The organism is Lysinibacillus sp. K60, assembly GCF_019731275.1.
Classification (GTDB): Bacteria; Bacillota; Bacilli; order Bacillales_A; family Planococcaceae; genus Lysinibacillus; species Lysinibacillus capsici.
The window spans coordinates 170,723-186,634 of the sequence record NZ_JAASJR010000001.1 but is presented as its reverse complement, the minus strand read 5'-3'; the positions used below and the strand labels follow the sequence as shown (position 1 = coordinate 186,634).

The 15,912-nt window shown below is 37.0% G+C and carries 20 protein-coding genes; all 20 read right to left on the bottom strand.

All coding sequences use genetic code 11. The features are described 5' to 3' along the window. Nucleotides 1-8 precede the first annotated feature (8 nt). The 20 genes from HCH28_RS00945 to HCH28_RS00850 all read right to left on the bottom strand — a co-directional run bounded on the left by HCH28_RS00945 (nt 9) and on the right by HCH28_RS00850 (nt 15,904). A complete protein-coding gene (locus HCH28_RS00945; protein ID WP_221679198.1) occupies nt 9-350 on the bottom strand; it encodes a DUF31 family protein in 342 nt (113 codons plus the stop codon). Next, nucleotides 347-568, bottom strand: coding sequence for a transcriptional regulator (locus HCH28_RS00940; protein WP_221679197.1), 222 nt, complete (start codon nt 566-568; stop codon nt 347-349). The genes HCH28_RS00945 and HCH28_RS00940 overlap by 4 nt, the downstream gene beginning before the upstream one ends. 122 nt (nt 569-690) lie before the next feature. Continuing rightward, complete coding sequence (locus HCH28_RS00935; RefSeq protein ID WP_221679195.1) at nt 691-1,389, bottom strand: peptidoglycan recognition protein family protein; 699 nt, start codon at nt 1,387-1,389, stop codon at nt 691-693. Then, nucleotides 1,389-1,646, bottom strand: a complete 258-nt coding sequence (locus HCH28_RS00930; RefSeq protein WP_221679193.1) for a phage holin — start codon at nt 1,644-1,646, stop codon at nt 1,389-1,391. Before HCH28_RS00930 ends, HCH28_RS00935 begins: the two co-directional genes overlap by 1 nt. Further along, on the bottom strand, nt 1,636-1,935 hold the full coding sequence (locus HCH28_RS00925) for a hypothetical protein (RefSeq protein WP_221679191.1): 300 nt from the start codon (nt 1,933-1,935) through the stop codon (nt 1,636-1,638). The genes HCH28_RS00930 and HCH28_RS00925 overlap by 11 nt, the downstream gene beginning before the upstream one ends. Before the next feature lie 254 nt (nt 1,936-2,189). After that, on the bottom strand, nt 2,190-2,351 hold the full coding sequence (locus HCH28_RS00920) for a hypothetical protein (RefSeq protein ID WP_221679190.1): 162 nt from the start codon (nt 2,349-2,351) through the stop codon (nt 2,190-2,192). Between the two features lies 1 nt (nt 2,352). Further along, on the bottom strand, nt 2,353-2,652 hold the full coding sequence (locus tag HCH28_RS00915; protein WP_221679189.1) for a hypothetical protein: 300 nt from the start codon (nt 2,650-2,652) through the stop codon (nt 2,353-2,355). A gap of 2 nt (nt 2,653-2,654) precedes the next feature. Next, on the bottom strand, nt 2,655-3,998 hold the full coding sequence (locus HCH28_RS00910) for a hypothetical protein (RefSeq protein WP_221679188.1): 1,344 nt from the start codon (nt 3,996-3,998) through the stop codon (nt 2,655-2,657). Then, the gene (locus tag HCH28_RS00905) at nt 3,995-4,891 is read right to left on the bottom strand and encodes a hypothetical protein (protein ID WP_221679187.1); all 897 of its coding nucleotides are present in this window, start codon (nt 4,889-4,891) and stop codon (nt 3,995-3,997) included. Before HCH28_RS00905 ends, HCH28_RS00910 begins: the two co-directional genes overlap by 4 nt. Then, nucleotides 4,892-5,989 (bottom strand): siphovirus ReqiPepy6 Gp37-like family protein, encoded by a 1,098-nt coding sequence (locus HCH28_RS00900; protein ID WP_221679186.1) that lies wholly within the window; start codon nt 5,987-5,989, stop codon nt 4,892-4,894. A gap of 2 nt (nt 5,990-5,991) precedes the next feature. Next, nucleotides 5,992-6,870: a phage tail domain-containing protein gene (locus HCH28_RS00895; protein ID WP_221679185.1), complete on the bottom strand. Its 879-nt coding sequence runs from the start codon at nt 6,868-6,870 to the stop codon at nt 5,992-5,994. Nucleotides 6,871-6,885: 15 nt separating this feature from the next. Continuing rightward, complete coding sequence (locus HCH28_RS00890; protein WP_221679184.1) at nt 6,886-11,859, bottom strand: phage tail tape measure protein; 4,974 nt, start codon at nt 11,857-11,859, stop codon at nt 6,886-6,888. A gap of 203 nt (nt 11,860-12,062) precedes the next feature. Then, complete coding sequence (gene gpG, locus HCH28_RS00885) at nt 12,063-12,374, bottom strand: phage tail assembly chaperone G (RefSeq protein ID WP_221679182.1); 312 nt, start codon at nt 12,372-12,374, stop codon at nt 12,063-12,065. 73 nt (nt 12,375-12,447) lie between these two features. Continuing rightward, nucleotides 12,448-13,032 carry a major tail protein gene (locus HCH28_RS00880; RefSeq protein ID WP_221679180.1) on the bottom strand — a complete coding sequence of 195 codons (585 nt, stop codon included), beginning with the start codon at nt 13,030-13,032 and terminating at the stop codon, nt 12,448-12,450. Nucleotides 13,033-13,051: 19 nt separating this feature from the next. Next, nucleotides 13,052-13,396, bottom strand: coding sequence for a hypothetical protein (locus HCH28_RS00875; protein ID WP_221679178.1), 345 nt, complete (start codon nt 13,394-13,396; stop codon nt 13,052-13,054). Next, a complete protein-coding gene (locus HCH28_RS00870) occupies nt 13,393-13,797 on the bottom strand; it encodes an HK97-gp10 family putative phage morphogenesis protein (protein ID WP_221679176.1) in 405 nt (134 codons plus the stop codon). Before HCH28_RS00870 ends, HCH28_RS00875 begins: the two co-directional genes overlap by 4 nt. After that, nucleotides 13,798-14,133 carry a phage head closure protein gene (locus tag HCH28_RS00865; protein ID WP_221679175.1) on the bottom strand — a complete coding sequence of 112 codons (336 nt, stop codon included), beginning with the start codon at nt 14,131-14,133 and terminating at the stop codon, nt 13,798-13,800. Further along, the gene (locus HCH28_RS00860) at nt 14,111-14,443 is read right to left on the bottom strand and encodes a head-tail connector protein (protein WP_221679174.1); all 333 of its coding nucleotides are present in this window, start codon (nt 14,441-14,443) and stop codon (nt 14,111-14,113) included. The genes HCH28_RS00865 and HCH28_RS00860 overlap by 23 nt, the downstream gene beginning before the upstream one ends. Further along, complete coding sequence (locus HCH28_RS00855) at nt 14,443-14,676, bottom strand: hypothetical protein (RefSeq protein ID WP_221679173.1); 234 nt, start codon at nt 14,674-14,676, stop codon at nt 14,443-14,445. Before HCH28_RS00855 ends, HCH28_RS00860 begins: the two co-directional genes overlap by 1 nt. 43 nt (nt 14,677-14,719) lie before the next feature. Further along, a complete protein-coding gene (locus HCH28_RS00850; RefSeq protein ID WP_255600520.1) occupies nt 14,720-15,904 on the bottom strand; it encodes a phage major capsid protein in 1,185 nt (394 codons plus the stop codon). Nucleotides 15,905-15,912: the final 8 nt, after the last annotated feature.

Below are 15,912 nucleotides of genomic sequence, written 5' to 3'. Positions count from 1 at the left end.
GCGCCTGGTTATTTATTTTGATGACTTATAAGTAATTCTTCTACTTGAGTTTTGAGTGCTTGATTAGCGTATCTCATCACTTCATCATTTCCAACGGTGGTTACTGTTAAATCGCTAAAATACTCACTCACCTTTTCCCACTTCACAATTTTAATTTTGTCCTTTGCCAGCACTCTTTTAAGGTTGTAATAATCATTGGTGATTGCTTTTAATAGCTGTTCAAGAATCGGCATATACACTTTACCCATTTTGAGATTTTCGATTACAGCGAAATCACGTTGTAAGGATTGAACTGCCATATCATGTACAACTAATTTATGCAGCATTCTTCGTTGTTCGGGGTTCATCATACGACTTCACGTTCCTTGTGGATGATTGGAACAACTGCTAAAACACTATCAATCATGAATGTACGCTTGGCTTGCCTTGTAAAACAATAAGCTTGAAACGAATCGCCAGCAATTTTAATAATTTTGATACGCCTTTTTGACACTGTGCCGTCTTTAGATATGTACATCATATTTAAAAATTGGTTACGTTGCATTGCTTTAATCAATTGTTCTTTCATCATCCTCACTCCTCAATACAGAACATTCGTTTGTATTATTTTAGAACAAACGTTTGCATTTTATCAAGTGAAATTTGTGGAAATAAAAAAGCCCATTACCAATTTAGGTAACAGGCATTTGATTACATACTACGTTGTGCAATGATAATTTCTAATCCTTTTAAATCTCCGTTTGTCAGTATGCCAGCGTCAAACTTTTCAAGGTGTGATTTATCAATAAGCTTTTTGTCCACCGCTTGTTTTAGGTAGTCGCGTACAGCTGCTTTAAGTGTTTCGTTTGTAAATTGCATTGTATCATCATCCTTTACAATATTATTTGGTGTTGAAGGTTGCATATTTGATTTAACCATTTGTAAAAAACTACTCCACGGAATAGGTGCACTTGTGGAACGCATCTTACTAGGACAATTTTTTCCACTGTAAAAGTTGTGCTGGACTACATCATTGACTGTTAGGTTCTCGTCTTTAAGAATTTTAGCAACAAGTGCTGCTGTATTTTGTACAGTCCTTACATAGTCCCCATCAGCATTCACGCACATCTCAATATGGATTGCTTCGTTGTTCCCCTTTGTACTACCAGCTGCCCAGCATTGATAATCATGTGTAAATGATTGCACTGCCTCTTTGTCATCCACAGTCCAATGCCAGCTTGCTTGGCGACTGTTCCCATTTGCTTGGAGTAGAGCGTGATTGTTTGCTCCACTACCTTTCTTGGTATTGTCAGTTTCATGGATGCATACTTTTTTACGAGTGTTTTTACATCCTCCAGTTACTTTAATAGCCACGGCTGCTGACACTAAATGTTGTCTGATTTGCACCATTATTTATCACCCTTTGGCTTGTCATATTTAAGCGCCTGTGTGCTGTCAGATGTACCAACAGTAGTTGGGTCGATAATAATACCAAGCAAGCCTAAAATGCTTAATACAGTCTCTGAAACGGCTGTGATTTGAGCATTGTAAATCGTAATATCGACATTAAAAATGCCTGCTATTTGATTAGCAAGCACTAGTAGTAATGCGATTAATGACACCCAAAATTGTTTATGTTGTAGACGTACTTTCCAGTTAATTTTCATCCCTTTTTCCCTCCAGAGTATCGATTCTTTTATGAGCAGATTTTACACTTTCATCAATACGCGCAACTTCTTTATCTGTATTGTTCCAACGTTGTTCACTAGCCCTTAGATCTACTGCAATTGAGTTAACTGATTGGTTGATATTATCTAACTTTGTTTCAATTACTGCGCTTTTAAAAGCTTCGCTTTTCACATCTTTATCACGATTTCTATTAAATGTTAAAAAACCAATGAAAGCACCTAATACGGTACAAATTATACCAATTAAGGCTACTGTTTGACTGTCCATGTCAACACCTCACAAATAAAAATAGCACCGCTCAGCACAGTGCATTACTTAGGTCTTGTTGTATAAAAATAGCCCTCCACAATCATCTGTGGAAGGCAACATTTTAATTATTCTTTTTCAGCTAATTTCAATTGACTAAAAGCTGCTGTTAACCAAAAACCGATTGCACTAATAAAGAGTAGTGTTAAAATTGGATGCTCATATACAAGTTGCATTTCCTCACCTCATTTTTGGCATAAAAAATAACGCTAGGCTTATGCCTGCGTTTTCTGTTCATCCATTATTGTAAGTAAACCTGTATATTCTTCGTCTGCCAATTGATTGTTAGCATAGAAGACATTCACTTTATTTAACATAGCTTCATGCTCATATCTCTTACGATCAATTAAATACTTACATAATTCATATACTGACATTTTATATTCCTCCTAGTCCTAATTCTGCTCTTGATACCAAATACTCAGTGTTTAGTAAAATTTGCGCCTGCATTTCTTCTACTGATAATACAGGTGGCTCAGGTTCAATAGGTGGCTCTGGATTCACTTCTGGTTTGGGAAATGGTTCATAGTAGAACGTTCCATCGCTCGCACGTCGTAAGATACCTGACCCTTCTGGTAAAGCTTCGACTTCTATTAAGTTATGTCGATATTGTTCTGGAAGGTCTTCAGGACTATTATAGAAAGTGAAGGTATCTTCATTAGGATATAAATAAAACATCATTATTCCTCCTTAATGTAGTTTATTAAATTATAAACTTGTCTAATGTCTCTGAACCTTTTATTTCCGTTTGATAAAAATATACCGTTGTCGTTAACAATACCAGTCACATTAGGAGTCATACTTGGTGTGGGTACTGACGAACTAGAGCTTGCAGGATTAGCCAGCATATATATCAATCTACTATTAGCGTTACCAGTAGTTTTGTTGATATAACTTTCTATCATTGGTATATACTCCGAAAGACCAATGCGGATGGCTGTCGTCCCATCAGTCCCAGCATAATATATTTTTCCATTATGAAATAAAGGAGAACCCGTTACAGTATTTAGGATAGCATTGTATCGATTTGTAAATGTATCTAGAAGGGTTACAAATATACATGAAAGACCATTCTGTCCGTTTCCATGTATAGTAACCAATATTCTACGACCATCTTCCAATGTATCGAAAAAGTATATAATACAAGCGACTATAGGATTTGGTACTCCTGATGTTATGAAGGAACTAACTTCAGTAAACGTATTTCCATACTTATTAAATTTATACTTACTACGCTTTGCTTGCGTACCCGATGGAGTGGTTATAGTATAAAAAAACTCACCATCACATACTAAACCAGCCGCTGTTTGTCCTTGAGTCCCTCCTGCTGTTAAAGATTGAGCTGCTTCACTTGACCCGTCACCAGTTGGAATTCCATTAGCATCCAAATTCAATCTATATACGTATAACATTGGAGGTGTTGAGGTCGCTATACCGAAACAACCATCGTCAGTTACTCCAACTCCAACAACATTGGAAAAAGTACCATTGTTTTTTAATGTGTGATATTTTTTAAATTCATAGGTGTCTAAATCGATTAAGGCGACTGCCATGTTACTACCTCGAACTAGACGAATCCATAAATTATTATTGTTGTCGACACAATAATCGACCATTGCAGAAGTGTTGTAAATCACTATACCTAATGGTTCTTCTGTTACGAATTTTCCACCTAAGACTTCAAATGTGTTAGCATCGACGATGGCAAACCAAAGTTTTGTAGTGCCTCCATCGGGTTTGACCCCATATGTTAATCTCAAATTATCTTTCAAAAACAACATTGGGAAAGACATACCTTCAATTAACCAGTCTTGATTGCTTGGAACTATCTTAGACTTAAACGATTCTAAAAAAATTTGATTATTTATATTGTTATCCATATTCACTTCAAATGTCTCGTAGTGTTCATCAAATCTTGCCAAATATTTGTTTCCATCAGCACCCATCACCACTCCACTAGTAGCCTCGATCTTTGCTACCTGTTCATAAGTAGGTAAATTCACAATTATATCTTCTGCCATCAATCAACAACCTCCCTCATTACACTGGACATACACTTTAATACTGGATTGTACACCCAACCATGCAAATAAACTTTCCCATCAAATAAAATCTTATGAGGCAGTGATGCATTTTTGTGTTCATCAATTAAATTAAACAAATTCCCGGCTGCATCTTCACTTAACTTGTCCTTGATTGTTGCAAACCAAGTGTCAAAGTCATTCTTCTTACCGTTTAACCACGTATAATAAAGCTGTTCTTCTGCTTGTCGCCACGCCTCAAAGCCTTGTTCCTGAGCATCTATCCAGTTCTCCAAAGCTGTTGTTACATCCGTTTGCCACGCTAAAAACTCGGCTGCTTTGGTAACAGAATAATCATTAAACCATTGTTGGTATTGATTGAAAATGGTTGTGGTATCTACTTGATTTACAACACCATGCATAAGACCACACAAGTTATTATTCAAGCGTGTGTCTGTAATAGCTGCTTGATTGATCGTTAAAGCACCTTTTGCTATATACACATCAGCTAATGCTAACTCATAGGCGTCTGCATCTCGTTTTAATGCAGGAGCGACTGGTGAAGCAGATAAAGTACCTTTCTTGACCTCTACACTCATTTTACGTTGTACGAAATCCAAACGAATAACAATACGATCAATGCGGTTAAGTGTAGTGTCACCTGCTGAAAGTGGCAAAGTATAATTATCATCATTGATTAAGTAATAGCCATTAACCCATGCCTTACCTGGTCTAATTGTTACGTTCATCGAATCACCATTCGCAAAAATTTGTAGGCAATCAGATGGCTTTACAAAAATACCATTGCCAATAAATGTTGCAAAATACTGTGCGAAATCCTCCGCTTTATATCGTCTATCCCCATTAATGGAGTTAAACATCCCGAATTTTATCATTTATTTCACCATCCTTTTTATTGCTTGGGGTAAAGTAGGAACAGACTTACCAACTGATACATAAATTGATTTTCCATCTTGTTGAAAAACCTCATCTGCCTGCATAACACGACTATTCATTAAAATCCCTAGTTCATCATCTTTTATTGTTATTAAGTCCCCCAGAAAGAAATCCTCATTATATTTTGTGTTTTCTTTCGTTACATCAAGTTCAGCTTCAAAACCTATAAACTCGGTATATTCACTTAGTTTCTCTTTACCTTTCGCAAGTAACAATGGATAATATTCTTCAGGTGGTATATCTACCTGTTCGCCATCCACATCTTTTTTATCAGATATTTCTCTTGCGTCTATAAATATTTCACGTCGAGCTAAACCTTTAATTGTTGTACCTATGTTAGCAAGTCTCCTGTCAGGACCTTCGCCAGCTCCACCTATCAATGCTGTAGTCTTTAAATCATTATTTGCATCTTCATAAGTACGTTGAAGTAAGTTCGCTCGGTTTTTAGACAAAATAATACGTGGATGTTCTGATTGATTAATTGTACGATTAACACCCTCATAGAAGTCATAAAACAATTCTCTACCATTAAAAATGCAACGAGCACCTATTTCATGGGTTTCACATAATTTTTCTATACTTTCGTACACTTCTTTATACGTCATTTGATGTTGGACTCTAGCACCGAAATTTTTTGATGGTGCGAGTTTCACTTGTGGGATTTTTCGATTTGTATCACTAGGATTTATCATTGTCTCCATTATCATTTGTCGCATAATCATTTCTGGTGTTGCATCAAAATTATATTGTCGCCATAAAAAACGTCTATCCGTCCATCTGAATAATGAAAAACATTTAACCACTAGCTGCTCAATTCCTGTACTATCATCAAAATTTCGATAATAAATATACATTGCTTCATTATCGTCTTGTCGAAAGATAATGTTATCTTTTTTTAATAACTCTAAGTTTCTAGGTGTAACATCAACGTGTAACTCTGCTTCTGCAAACGGGCCGTACTTTTTCCTCCACAGAAGATATGAAAAGTTACCTATATATCCTAGCCGTTCAAAACTTTCGTTACATACATAAAGCATGGTTACACCCCCACAAATTGAGGCGTGAAGTAAATTGACACCTCTAAATTAGATACAAATTGAGCAGCATCGTAACGAATCAAGTTATCACCTACATCCACACTAAGTTGAATATCCGAATCGTAGGATAGGTAATTGAAATAATTTATTTGCTGTCCATTTCGTTCAAGAATGGCGTATTCATTACCTCTTTGAGTATTAACGGTTACAACATCCCCACCCTGTAGAGTGCCTTCAATTTTTACTATCCTGCCAGTTTCCACAACTTCAATATATGGATCAACTACACTTCCAATGGCTGTAAATTGAATACGTAAAGGTGATGCTGTATCACTATCATTAAAGACATTGACTACATTGTTAGGCTCACGGTAACCCATTTCAATACCGTCTCCATCCGCATCAATTTCAAGTTCAAATTCAAAAGCAGCTACCCACATTGCAATTTCATATTTCTGTTCTTCTGTATACCACCATGGATTAGGGCAAAGAAATGAGATCACAAATTCTGGCCATATATGTTTACTTACAGAAGGAGATTTCTCAACACGGCAATCAATAAAGCGAGTGATGTCACCATTTGTATACTCTAAAGTAAATCGGTATTTTGGATTAAAAAAGCGAATTAACTTTTGCCTATTCATTTCTTTATCTTGTCGTCTTAATTGGCCTTCAACAACAATATTTCTTTCACGGACACTTGAGCCCTTTACGTTTGTACCGTCTTCATTGTAGTTTTTTACGCTATAGAATTCATTTTCTAATGAATCAATCCCATCTGCTGATTGCAAGAAAAAAGGACTAGTCACCGATATTTCAAGTGACTGTCCCTTATTGTTGTGGAAGACTAGTTTTTCATTAAATCCAAATGATGTACGCATGGTTTCACCTCGCTATCAAATTTGTAGCGCCATCTCTTTCCAGCCATTTTTACTTAATCTCGCTGTTTCATAAGGATCAAGTGGTTTTGGACTAGTGACATTTAGGTTAAAGGTATTCTCTGTATTATTTGTTGTGGAGGACGATGTGTTATTTGGCATCGAGTTAACAGTACCATCAGTCACCGTTTTCGCTAACCGTTTAGTAGCTCCAGCAACTTTTCCCACCATTTCATTTATACCTAAAATTAAACCTTCACCTATATTAATACCGTATCCTTTCATTACCCTTGAAGGGCTATGAATATCTAATGCTCCAGTAAAAGCAGATGTTACTATTTCAGCAAGTTCTTGAGCAGCACTCAATAAGTCAGCTTTTTTGGACATCATACCATCAATTAATCCACTAACAGCGAAAACACCGATGTTTGGCATTTCCTCCATCTCAGTTTTTACATTACCCTTTAAAGCAATCATGCTGTTTCGCCACTCAGTTTGATATATACGTAGCTGATCAGCTGTCTTCAATCGCAAATCATTGATTTGTTTTTCGGTATTTTGTTTAAGTCCTGTGAGTTCTGTTTCTGCTTGAGTACGTGCTTGCTCATTCTTTGTCTTCCACAGTTCTGTGTACTCAGCCAACTGTTCTTCAGTCAACGTATTTAATGCTGCTATTTCTGCTCCAGCTTTAGGTCCCATGGCTTGTAATTCTGCTAATAAGCCTTCATTAATACCCTTTGAAGCAAGTTTGGCTATATTTTTCTGCCAATCTTCAAACGCTGTAACTTGCGACTGTAAAGCAGCAATAAGAGCAGACCCTGAAACATCACGTTGCGCCACTTCATCAAATAAACCTGCAAAGGAATAATACGAATCTCTACGCTTCTTAAATTCATCTTCATAAACTTTAGTCAAACGTTCTTCTTCTTTGATGTATTCATCATTCAGTTTTTTAACGTTATCAAGGTAAGTTTTATTAATTGATTCCTCTTCTTTTTGTATACTTTCAGTCACTTTTTTGTACATCTTTTGAATATCGATTTTTTCTTTCGTTCCATCTTTAAACAACTTTAACGACTCTTCTAAAATATGAGCTTCTGTAACTAGTGAAAGTTCATCAGTGGATTTTTTATCATCAATAAACCTTTTAATGACAGTCAATCTTTCACTTGCTGCTTTTTCTTCCTTTTTGACCATATCAGCTGTTGCTTTATCGTTAATCTTTTTCAATTTCTCTTGGGTATCTTGTTCTAACTTAACGAGTTTTGAGTTCGCTGTTTCTTTCAATTGTTGCACTCTTAAAGAATCATTAGCAGTTGCACCTTTTTTTCTTGAACTAATCGTATTGTTGGCTTTTTGTAAATCAACGCCTAACTTCTTTTCAATATCAAGTTTCTTTTTAGCAGCATCAGCTTGGATTTTAGTACGCTTTTTTTCTGCTTCGTCAGCTATTTTAGTAACTTCTGCTTGATTGGCTTTAGTTGCATTAATTATGAGTTGTCCAAGTTCTTTCATGGCATTTTCAACACGTTCTTGAGTAGAATCAATACCGATGGCAAGACCTTCGCCAGTCCATTTACCAACTTCCATCATTACACGTGATGGTGATTTAATACCTAATATTTTTTTGGCCCATTCTGGAATCGATTTGGCTATATCTTCGATTTTCTGTTTAACAGAATCTTTCATATCCCCAATACCTTTTACTAGACCATTTATAATGTCTTTACCGATTTGCTTCAAATTCACGCCTTTTAAAAAAGTAGTGAAGTTATCCATCATCTTCTGTCCTATTTGACCTAATTCATCCCAAGCGCCTTTCCAATCTCCTTGAAGTAATTTTAGGGCGATTGATATAATGCCAAGTATCGTATCCATTGCAGTACCTACAACTAATTTTATTGTTTCCCAAGCCACTTTAACTGTATTAGATATTAATGGCCAAACAATCTCGAAAACTCCTTTGATTAAACCCATAATCATTTTAATGTTAGAAAGTATATTGTCGAAGTATAGCTTTACTATTGTTAAAATAGCTTCTCCATTTTCGTCCCAAAACTCTCTTAATTTATCAAGCTGTTCTTTTACAAATTCAACGACACCACTTAATTTTTCATCAACAACTGATTTAATAAAGTCATAAGCAGTGGAAGTAGCCTCTTTTAAGGCATCCATGACTTTGTTGTAATACTCTTCAATAGTGTCGAATATTTCAGAGTGTTTATTTTTAAATACTTCCCATTTAGAAAGTATTTCGCCAGTTTCCCAGTTTACTTTTTCAACATGTTCGTCAGCTTGTTTTTGTGCTGTTTCTACAATTTTTTGATGTTGTTCTTCTGCCAAAAGAATCGTTTGATCTTTAGCTCTAGTAGCTTCAGCAATCATGCGATCAGCTTGTTCGGCATTAATTTGACCTGTTTCATCACGCATCTGGATGATTTGGGCCATCCTTTGGTTATAAGTTTCTTCCGCCTCTTTGATGACTTCTTCTTTTTGCTTTACAGCATTCTTCACAACTTCAGCAGCTTGTTCAGCAGAAATAATCGATGCATTCTCTTTCATTCGCTCAAGAATGACTTTCTGTTCTAATTCACTTTCAGAAAATGTTCTAACAGCATTTTCTTTCATCATTTGGTTGTAATTATTGATGATTTCATGCTCACGTTCTGTCAGTTCACGTTTTTCATCCAAAGCTTTTTGAACAATTGCATTAACACGTTCATTCATGGCATTCTGTTCTTTTAATTGCCATTCGTTTCGTTTTTGTGTCTCAGCTATAATTTTCTGTTCTTCTTCAGAAGTTAAAGCTGATGAAAACATAAAGAAATCTTGTAAATCAGATAGTTGATCAGCATTTCTTTTCTTCATGCCTTCCACAATCTGCTTATTCATCTGATCAAATTTTGATGTAAGCTCTTTAGCCATTTCTGAAGTAACTTCTGTGGAGGACACATACATACTTGTTACTGACTTCGCTGCACCATCACTAAGATCAAAGAAACCATTTAATGCATTCTTTGTTGATTCTGATACACCTTTTCCGAATCTTTCAACGCTTGGTAATGCATCATTACTCATATGTTTGGCAAATGCTACAGCACCAATTGCTAGGCCACCTAATGCAGCTACAGTGATTCCGATGGGACCAGTAAGTACAGAGAATGCTGGACCTAAAAATCCTAATTTAGCAGTCAACATAGCAACTACACCGCCAGCCTCACCAACAGCTAATGCTACTGTTCCGAATGTTGAAACAATGGCTCCTACACTTGATACGAGAGCCCCTGCAACAAGTATTACTGGACCTATAGCTGCGGCTATACCACCTAAAACTAATATTAGTTTCTGTGTACCTTCGCTAAGGCTTGCGAATTTCTCAATCCAAGGACCAACTACTTCCACAATTGATAAGACAACTGGTATCAATATGTTTCCAAGGGTAATTCCTAAATCGATAACTTTGTTTTTCAAGATAATCAATTGAGATTCAGTCGTTTTATATCGTTGTTCAGCCTCATTTGTTAAAGCTGCATTTTCTTCCCATGCTTTATTTGCGATGTCTATGGAACTTGCAAATAGTTCGTTAGCATTCCCAGCACGTAGTAAGGAGTCACGTAGAAGAATTTCTGTGATGCCCATTTCTTGAAGCATGTTGATGGCTGAATCCCCTGCTTGCTCTGCTGTACCAAGGCCGTTTACAAACGCTCCGATTGCACCGACTGCATCCTTTTCAAATGCCTCTTTGAAGTCCTTACTTGTCATACCAGCAACTTTCGCGAAGTTTTCTAAGTCAACACCAGCATTAACAATGTTCTTCATTTCTTTGTTGGTCATGCCAAGACTGTCTGCCAAGCTTGTAAAATCCATGCTGTTATTGGCTGCGAGCATTTGTAACTCTCGTAACGACATACCTGTTTTTCTAGATAGTTCTTCTGTTTTACCAAGCCCAGTGGATGCAGCAACTTGCATACGGACCATAACACGTGATAAGGCCGAACCACCCATCTCAGCTTGAATACCTACAGATGATAAAGCAGTAGCAAGACCAAGAATGTCAGCTTCAGACATGCCAATTTGAGCCCCTGCACCTGCAAGACGTAAGGCCATGTCAATGATCTCTGACTCAGTTGTAGCGAAGTTATTACCTAGATCAACTACAGTAGAACCTAGTTTGTCAAAGTCTTGTTGTGACATTTTAGTAATGTTTGCGAAACGCGCTAATGCTGTTGCCGCCTCATCAGCAGACATATTTGTAGCTACACCCATATCAGTCATTGTTCGTGTGAAGCCTATAATAGCGTCATTTTTAATACCCAACTGCCCTGCTGCCTCTGCTACCTTTGCGATCTCCGTAGCAGCAGCTGGTATCTCTTTAGACATGTTTCGGATTTCGTCAGAGAAGAATTGGAATTCTGATTCAGTGGCATCTACAGTTTTTCGAACACCTGCAAAAGCTGATTCAAAGTCTACAGCTGCTTTAAACGCTCCAACACCCATTGCTGCTATTGGTGCCGTGACATACATTGATAACTTCTTACCAATGTTCATCATCCCATCCCCAACAGCTGATAATTTATTGCCTACTTCTTGCATCCGTTGGCCAACCTGCGTCCATTGGGAAGACTGGATGCGTAATTGCTCTGTAACCTCTGCTAATTCACGCTCTAAGCGATTGTATTGCGCTTGTGCTTGGTTAACCGCATTAGCCTGTCTTTCAATTTGAGCAGAGGATGCAGTACCACTGGCAACCAATTCATCATACCTACGACGCTGTTCTTGTAGTTTGATTGATGCAGCATCAAATGATCTTGTTAAAACATTTTGCTTTTGAGAAAGTCCTGTTAATGAGTTTTCATATTCAGAGCCTCTCGCTCGAATTGCTTGTAACTCACTACCCATTGCCCTCATATTGCGATTTACCTGTGCTACAGTACCATTAAAATTAGATGCATTTAAACTAAGACTGACTTCTAAACTTCCTATGCTTGCCATATATTCTCACCGCCTTTTTGGCAAAAATAAAAATCATAACCAACTAATTTCGTCAGCTGTGACTTCCTCTATTTCTTCATCATCTTCATTTGATAGTTCAAACCAAAAATGTATATCCATTTCATCAATTTCATGAAGCTTATACCCTGCTTTCAATAAATCACGATAGAACTTTTTGATATTTTGATAGGCTGTTAAGCCACTTACTTTCCCTCATCATCTGTGGAAGACTTAGTTTCTAATCCACCAATATTAAGTACACTATTAAATACACGCATGATTTCATTTTGTAATAGTCCTGCTTCTAAGCCATCCCATACGTCATCCACAGTGAATTGATTATCAAAGACATTTACTACAAATCCGATCATTTCATCAAAAGTTTCCGTTGAAACTTCAGTGCCTTCTTCACGCATTTTTTCATTCATTTTGAGTGCGTTTCGGAAAACACGCGCCTTCACAAAGTCATTTGTAAATGTTTTATCTTGTCCATCAATTCGTAATGTGATTTGCATATTTCATCCATCCTTTTCGTTAGTCACTTTGATTTAATTTAAAAGAAAAGAAGCCCTATAAAAGGACTTCTGTTTAAGGTGTCGGTACTGTCGGTTCGGTAGGTTTTGTTACAGTGGAGAAGAACGTTTCAGGAGTAGCTGTTACACCCGAATCACGCGTATCTACTGTATGTTTGATGATGCCATCAATTAAAGGTAAAGCTTCACCAGCGAATGGGTAAACTTTGTAGTTCGTTTCACCTTTTTTACGTGTAGCATTTGATTCTTCACCTGGTTTTAATTTTGCTTTGTAGAACCAGACAAGTTTAGATCCTGATTCAAAGCCAATTGCAATTGCTTTTGGTGTATCATTTGCATTTGTAATGATACCACCCTCCGCTGACTTCTTATGTCCATACCAATCAACAAGTACTTCAGTTGGTAAATCTGCTGTTTCCCCAGCGATTGTGATAGAGTCCATTTGCGCTTCTTGGTCCACTACTCGATCTCCTGCATCTAAAAATGCTTCTGAGAAATTAGGAGTAAGTGTTAAAGAGATTGGCATCGTTAATGTTTTAACATCGCCCCAAGTTTCTGCCTGCTCATCTGTCATTAGCGCATAATGAATACGTTTCAAACTAATTTTTTGTGGTTTTTCATTTACCGTTGTAGCTGCCATTTTCATGACCTCCTAATGTTTAATATTCATCAAAAAAGACGAATCGCAACACTTTGTTAAAGTGAGAATCGCCTTCTTGTTTTGGTGCATCATATTCAAATGTTCTTTCATAACCAGCCGATTCCATCAATTGCTTGATGTCCTCCACAAGCTGATAGTAATCGGATTTCGACCAGACGTTGACTTGAATAAGTCGTTCAGTCTCATATTCCCGATCAGATGCCTCTAAAGCTGGCTTGGCATTAATTTCTATGAAAGTAATGTATTGATTCGGTATAGTTGCTCCAGTTGGTACACTGTTGAAAAATACATCTAATTTTAGTGGGGACAAAGTACTTGTGATATGTTCAGAAATATCTATCATAGATTTAATGCCTTTCTGATTTCATCACTCATTACATCGACTGCCCTATCTTTACTTCTTTCAAGTCCTCGCGTAAAGAATGGATTAGGTGCAGTAGAGCCCCATGTAACTTTTTGTCGCACTCCATTTTTAAGTGCATATTTACTGCCTGCTGAACGTCCAAACTCAACTAAATGAGAATGATAAGCACCACCAGTATGAACTTTAGCTTCTCCATCTTTAGCACGTTGTGCCTTGATATTTTTCTTTAACGTACCATCATCTACAGGCGCTTCTTCAATAACAGCCTCTTTTACAACTTTAGCAGCCGCGTTAAGTGCTCTATTTTCATCCGCCTCTTCTAGAGGTAGGTTCGTAAGATTCTGTAGCAAAGCTTCCAATCCTTGCATTTCTAAGTGCATCTACATCACCTCTTTTAAAAAGATTGTGAGCCACTGATTATCACCATTATCGTTGATTGGTGGTGCATCCATTTCGTATGTTTTGCCAGCAATTTCAACACGCATGTTTTCTGTAATGTCCTTACGATAACGAATACCAATAACACATTTCCCTTGCCATTGCGTAGCATCAGAACTAAATAACTTATAACCTTTTGCAGTCTTCAATTCCACCCATACGGTTTCGTGTTTAGTCCATTCTTCACTTGGCCATCCGTTGATAGTTGTACCTGGTGGATTTAAGAAAGTAGCTCGCTTGTTCATACGGCCTGCGTTATTGTTGTTGCGATAGTTCATCAGGATCCACCCACTTTATCTGTAAAATTATTGACTGTAAGCCGTATGGAATGGGTTGCTGTGCTGTTTTAATTGTGGAAGGCGTAATAGCTATACGATTCTCATAAAAGTGCGTAGCAAGCGTCATAATAGCCAAACGATGCAAGGCGAACACCTCTTTGCCCTCCACAGTTAAATAATAATCTTCTGGCTGTTTCACTCCTGCATTCTCCAAATAAAAAATGGATGATTGTAGAATAGTAGAAAGGGAACGATCTTCGTCATTCCCATCAATTCGCAAATATTCTTTTAGCTCATCCAGTAATTGCATCAAGCATCACTCTTTCCATCTGTGGAAGGCTGTTTAGGCGCTTGCTTTGTAGTAGCTTTTTTAGGCTCTTCTACGGCTTTTAAGAAAGCTACTCCATATACTTCATGGACTTCCGTCAAAGCCTCTGCACGTGCTTTAACAAGCTTTTTACCATCGGCTGGATAGTTATCGCCTACCTCATAAATATGGCCGTCATGGTTAGTTTCTTTGAAACGATTAATTACCTTGTACACTCAGTTCACCTTCTTTCGATAAATTAAAACCCCTACCCTTTTATTAAGGAGTAGGAGTTACTTTCGCGATACGGAATGCAGACTTTAATTTAATACGGTGATCAAACCATGCTGTTAAAACGAAAGCATTAACGCCTGTCTTAACATCTTTATCTGTTTCGTAAAGTACATTCAAATCGTAGTTTAAGTGAGCGTATGAGAAGTCACCTACAATTGGTTTTGTTGCAGCATCTACAAACACAACTGGTTTACCTAAAATTTGCTCTGGTTGTGCAGCGTATAATGTTGCATTACCATTTGCTAATGTTTCAATAATTTCCGAGTAATCAGCAAAAGTCATAACGATTTTTGCATTTTCTCGATAATCTTCATGTAAATCAGCGATAGCAGCTTTAATCGCTTTATAAAGATTTGCACCTTCTACTTCTTTGATTGCATTTTGCGTTGAATAGAAGCTCATGTGCTCTTCACCAGCTTTTGGTGTTGCTGCAAACTGTACTTTCTTTTCTTTTGCAGCTAAACCAGATCGTAATGAATTTTCAACATGTGAAACTAAGTTTGTATGTGTCCCTGCAAGAACAGTTTCTGAAACACCCGCAAATACTTTTGACTTAAAGCGTCCAAATGTCACTGTAGAACCTTCTAATTTCAGTTCCTTGGCCGTCTCCGTATCTGCGATGAAATTATCATCATCAATCGTGTATGCCAATTTCGGAATTTCCAGATTTACAATGTTTGTAACTGTAATCAAATCACGCATTGGATTCTTAACCATAGGTTCAGTAATAATTTCTTGCGCAACAGTTTTAGGTAAGAATTTTTCACCGCCAGTTGCTGGATTTGTATTATCTCCTAATGCAGCATAAATTTCTTGATCAATAGGCTGATTACGTACAGTTGAACGAACTAATGAAGCAAATGCTTCTGTGCGTTTTTGTTTAGGATCTTCAATTTGATTTAATGGATTTTGAGCAAATTTTGCTTTTTGTTCTGCTTCTAAGTCATCATGTTGTTGTTTGATTACATTAAAGCGAGCTTGTAAATCTTCCTTAGATTTTTGCTGCGCTTGAATATCTTCGATTGAAGCAGATGGATCAATAGCTTTTGCAGAAAGTTCACCTTCTACCTTCTTTAATTGTTGACCAATCGTAGCCATTGCCTGTTTTAATTCATAAAGTGTTTGGTCACCAGAGAACATTTGAATATTTAAAGGTAGCAACATTTTCATTGAATTTT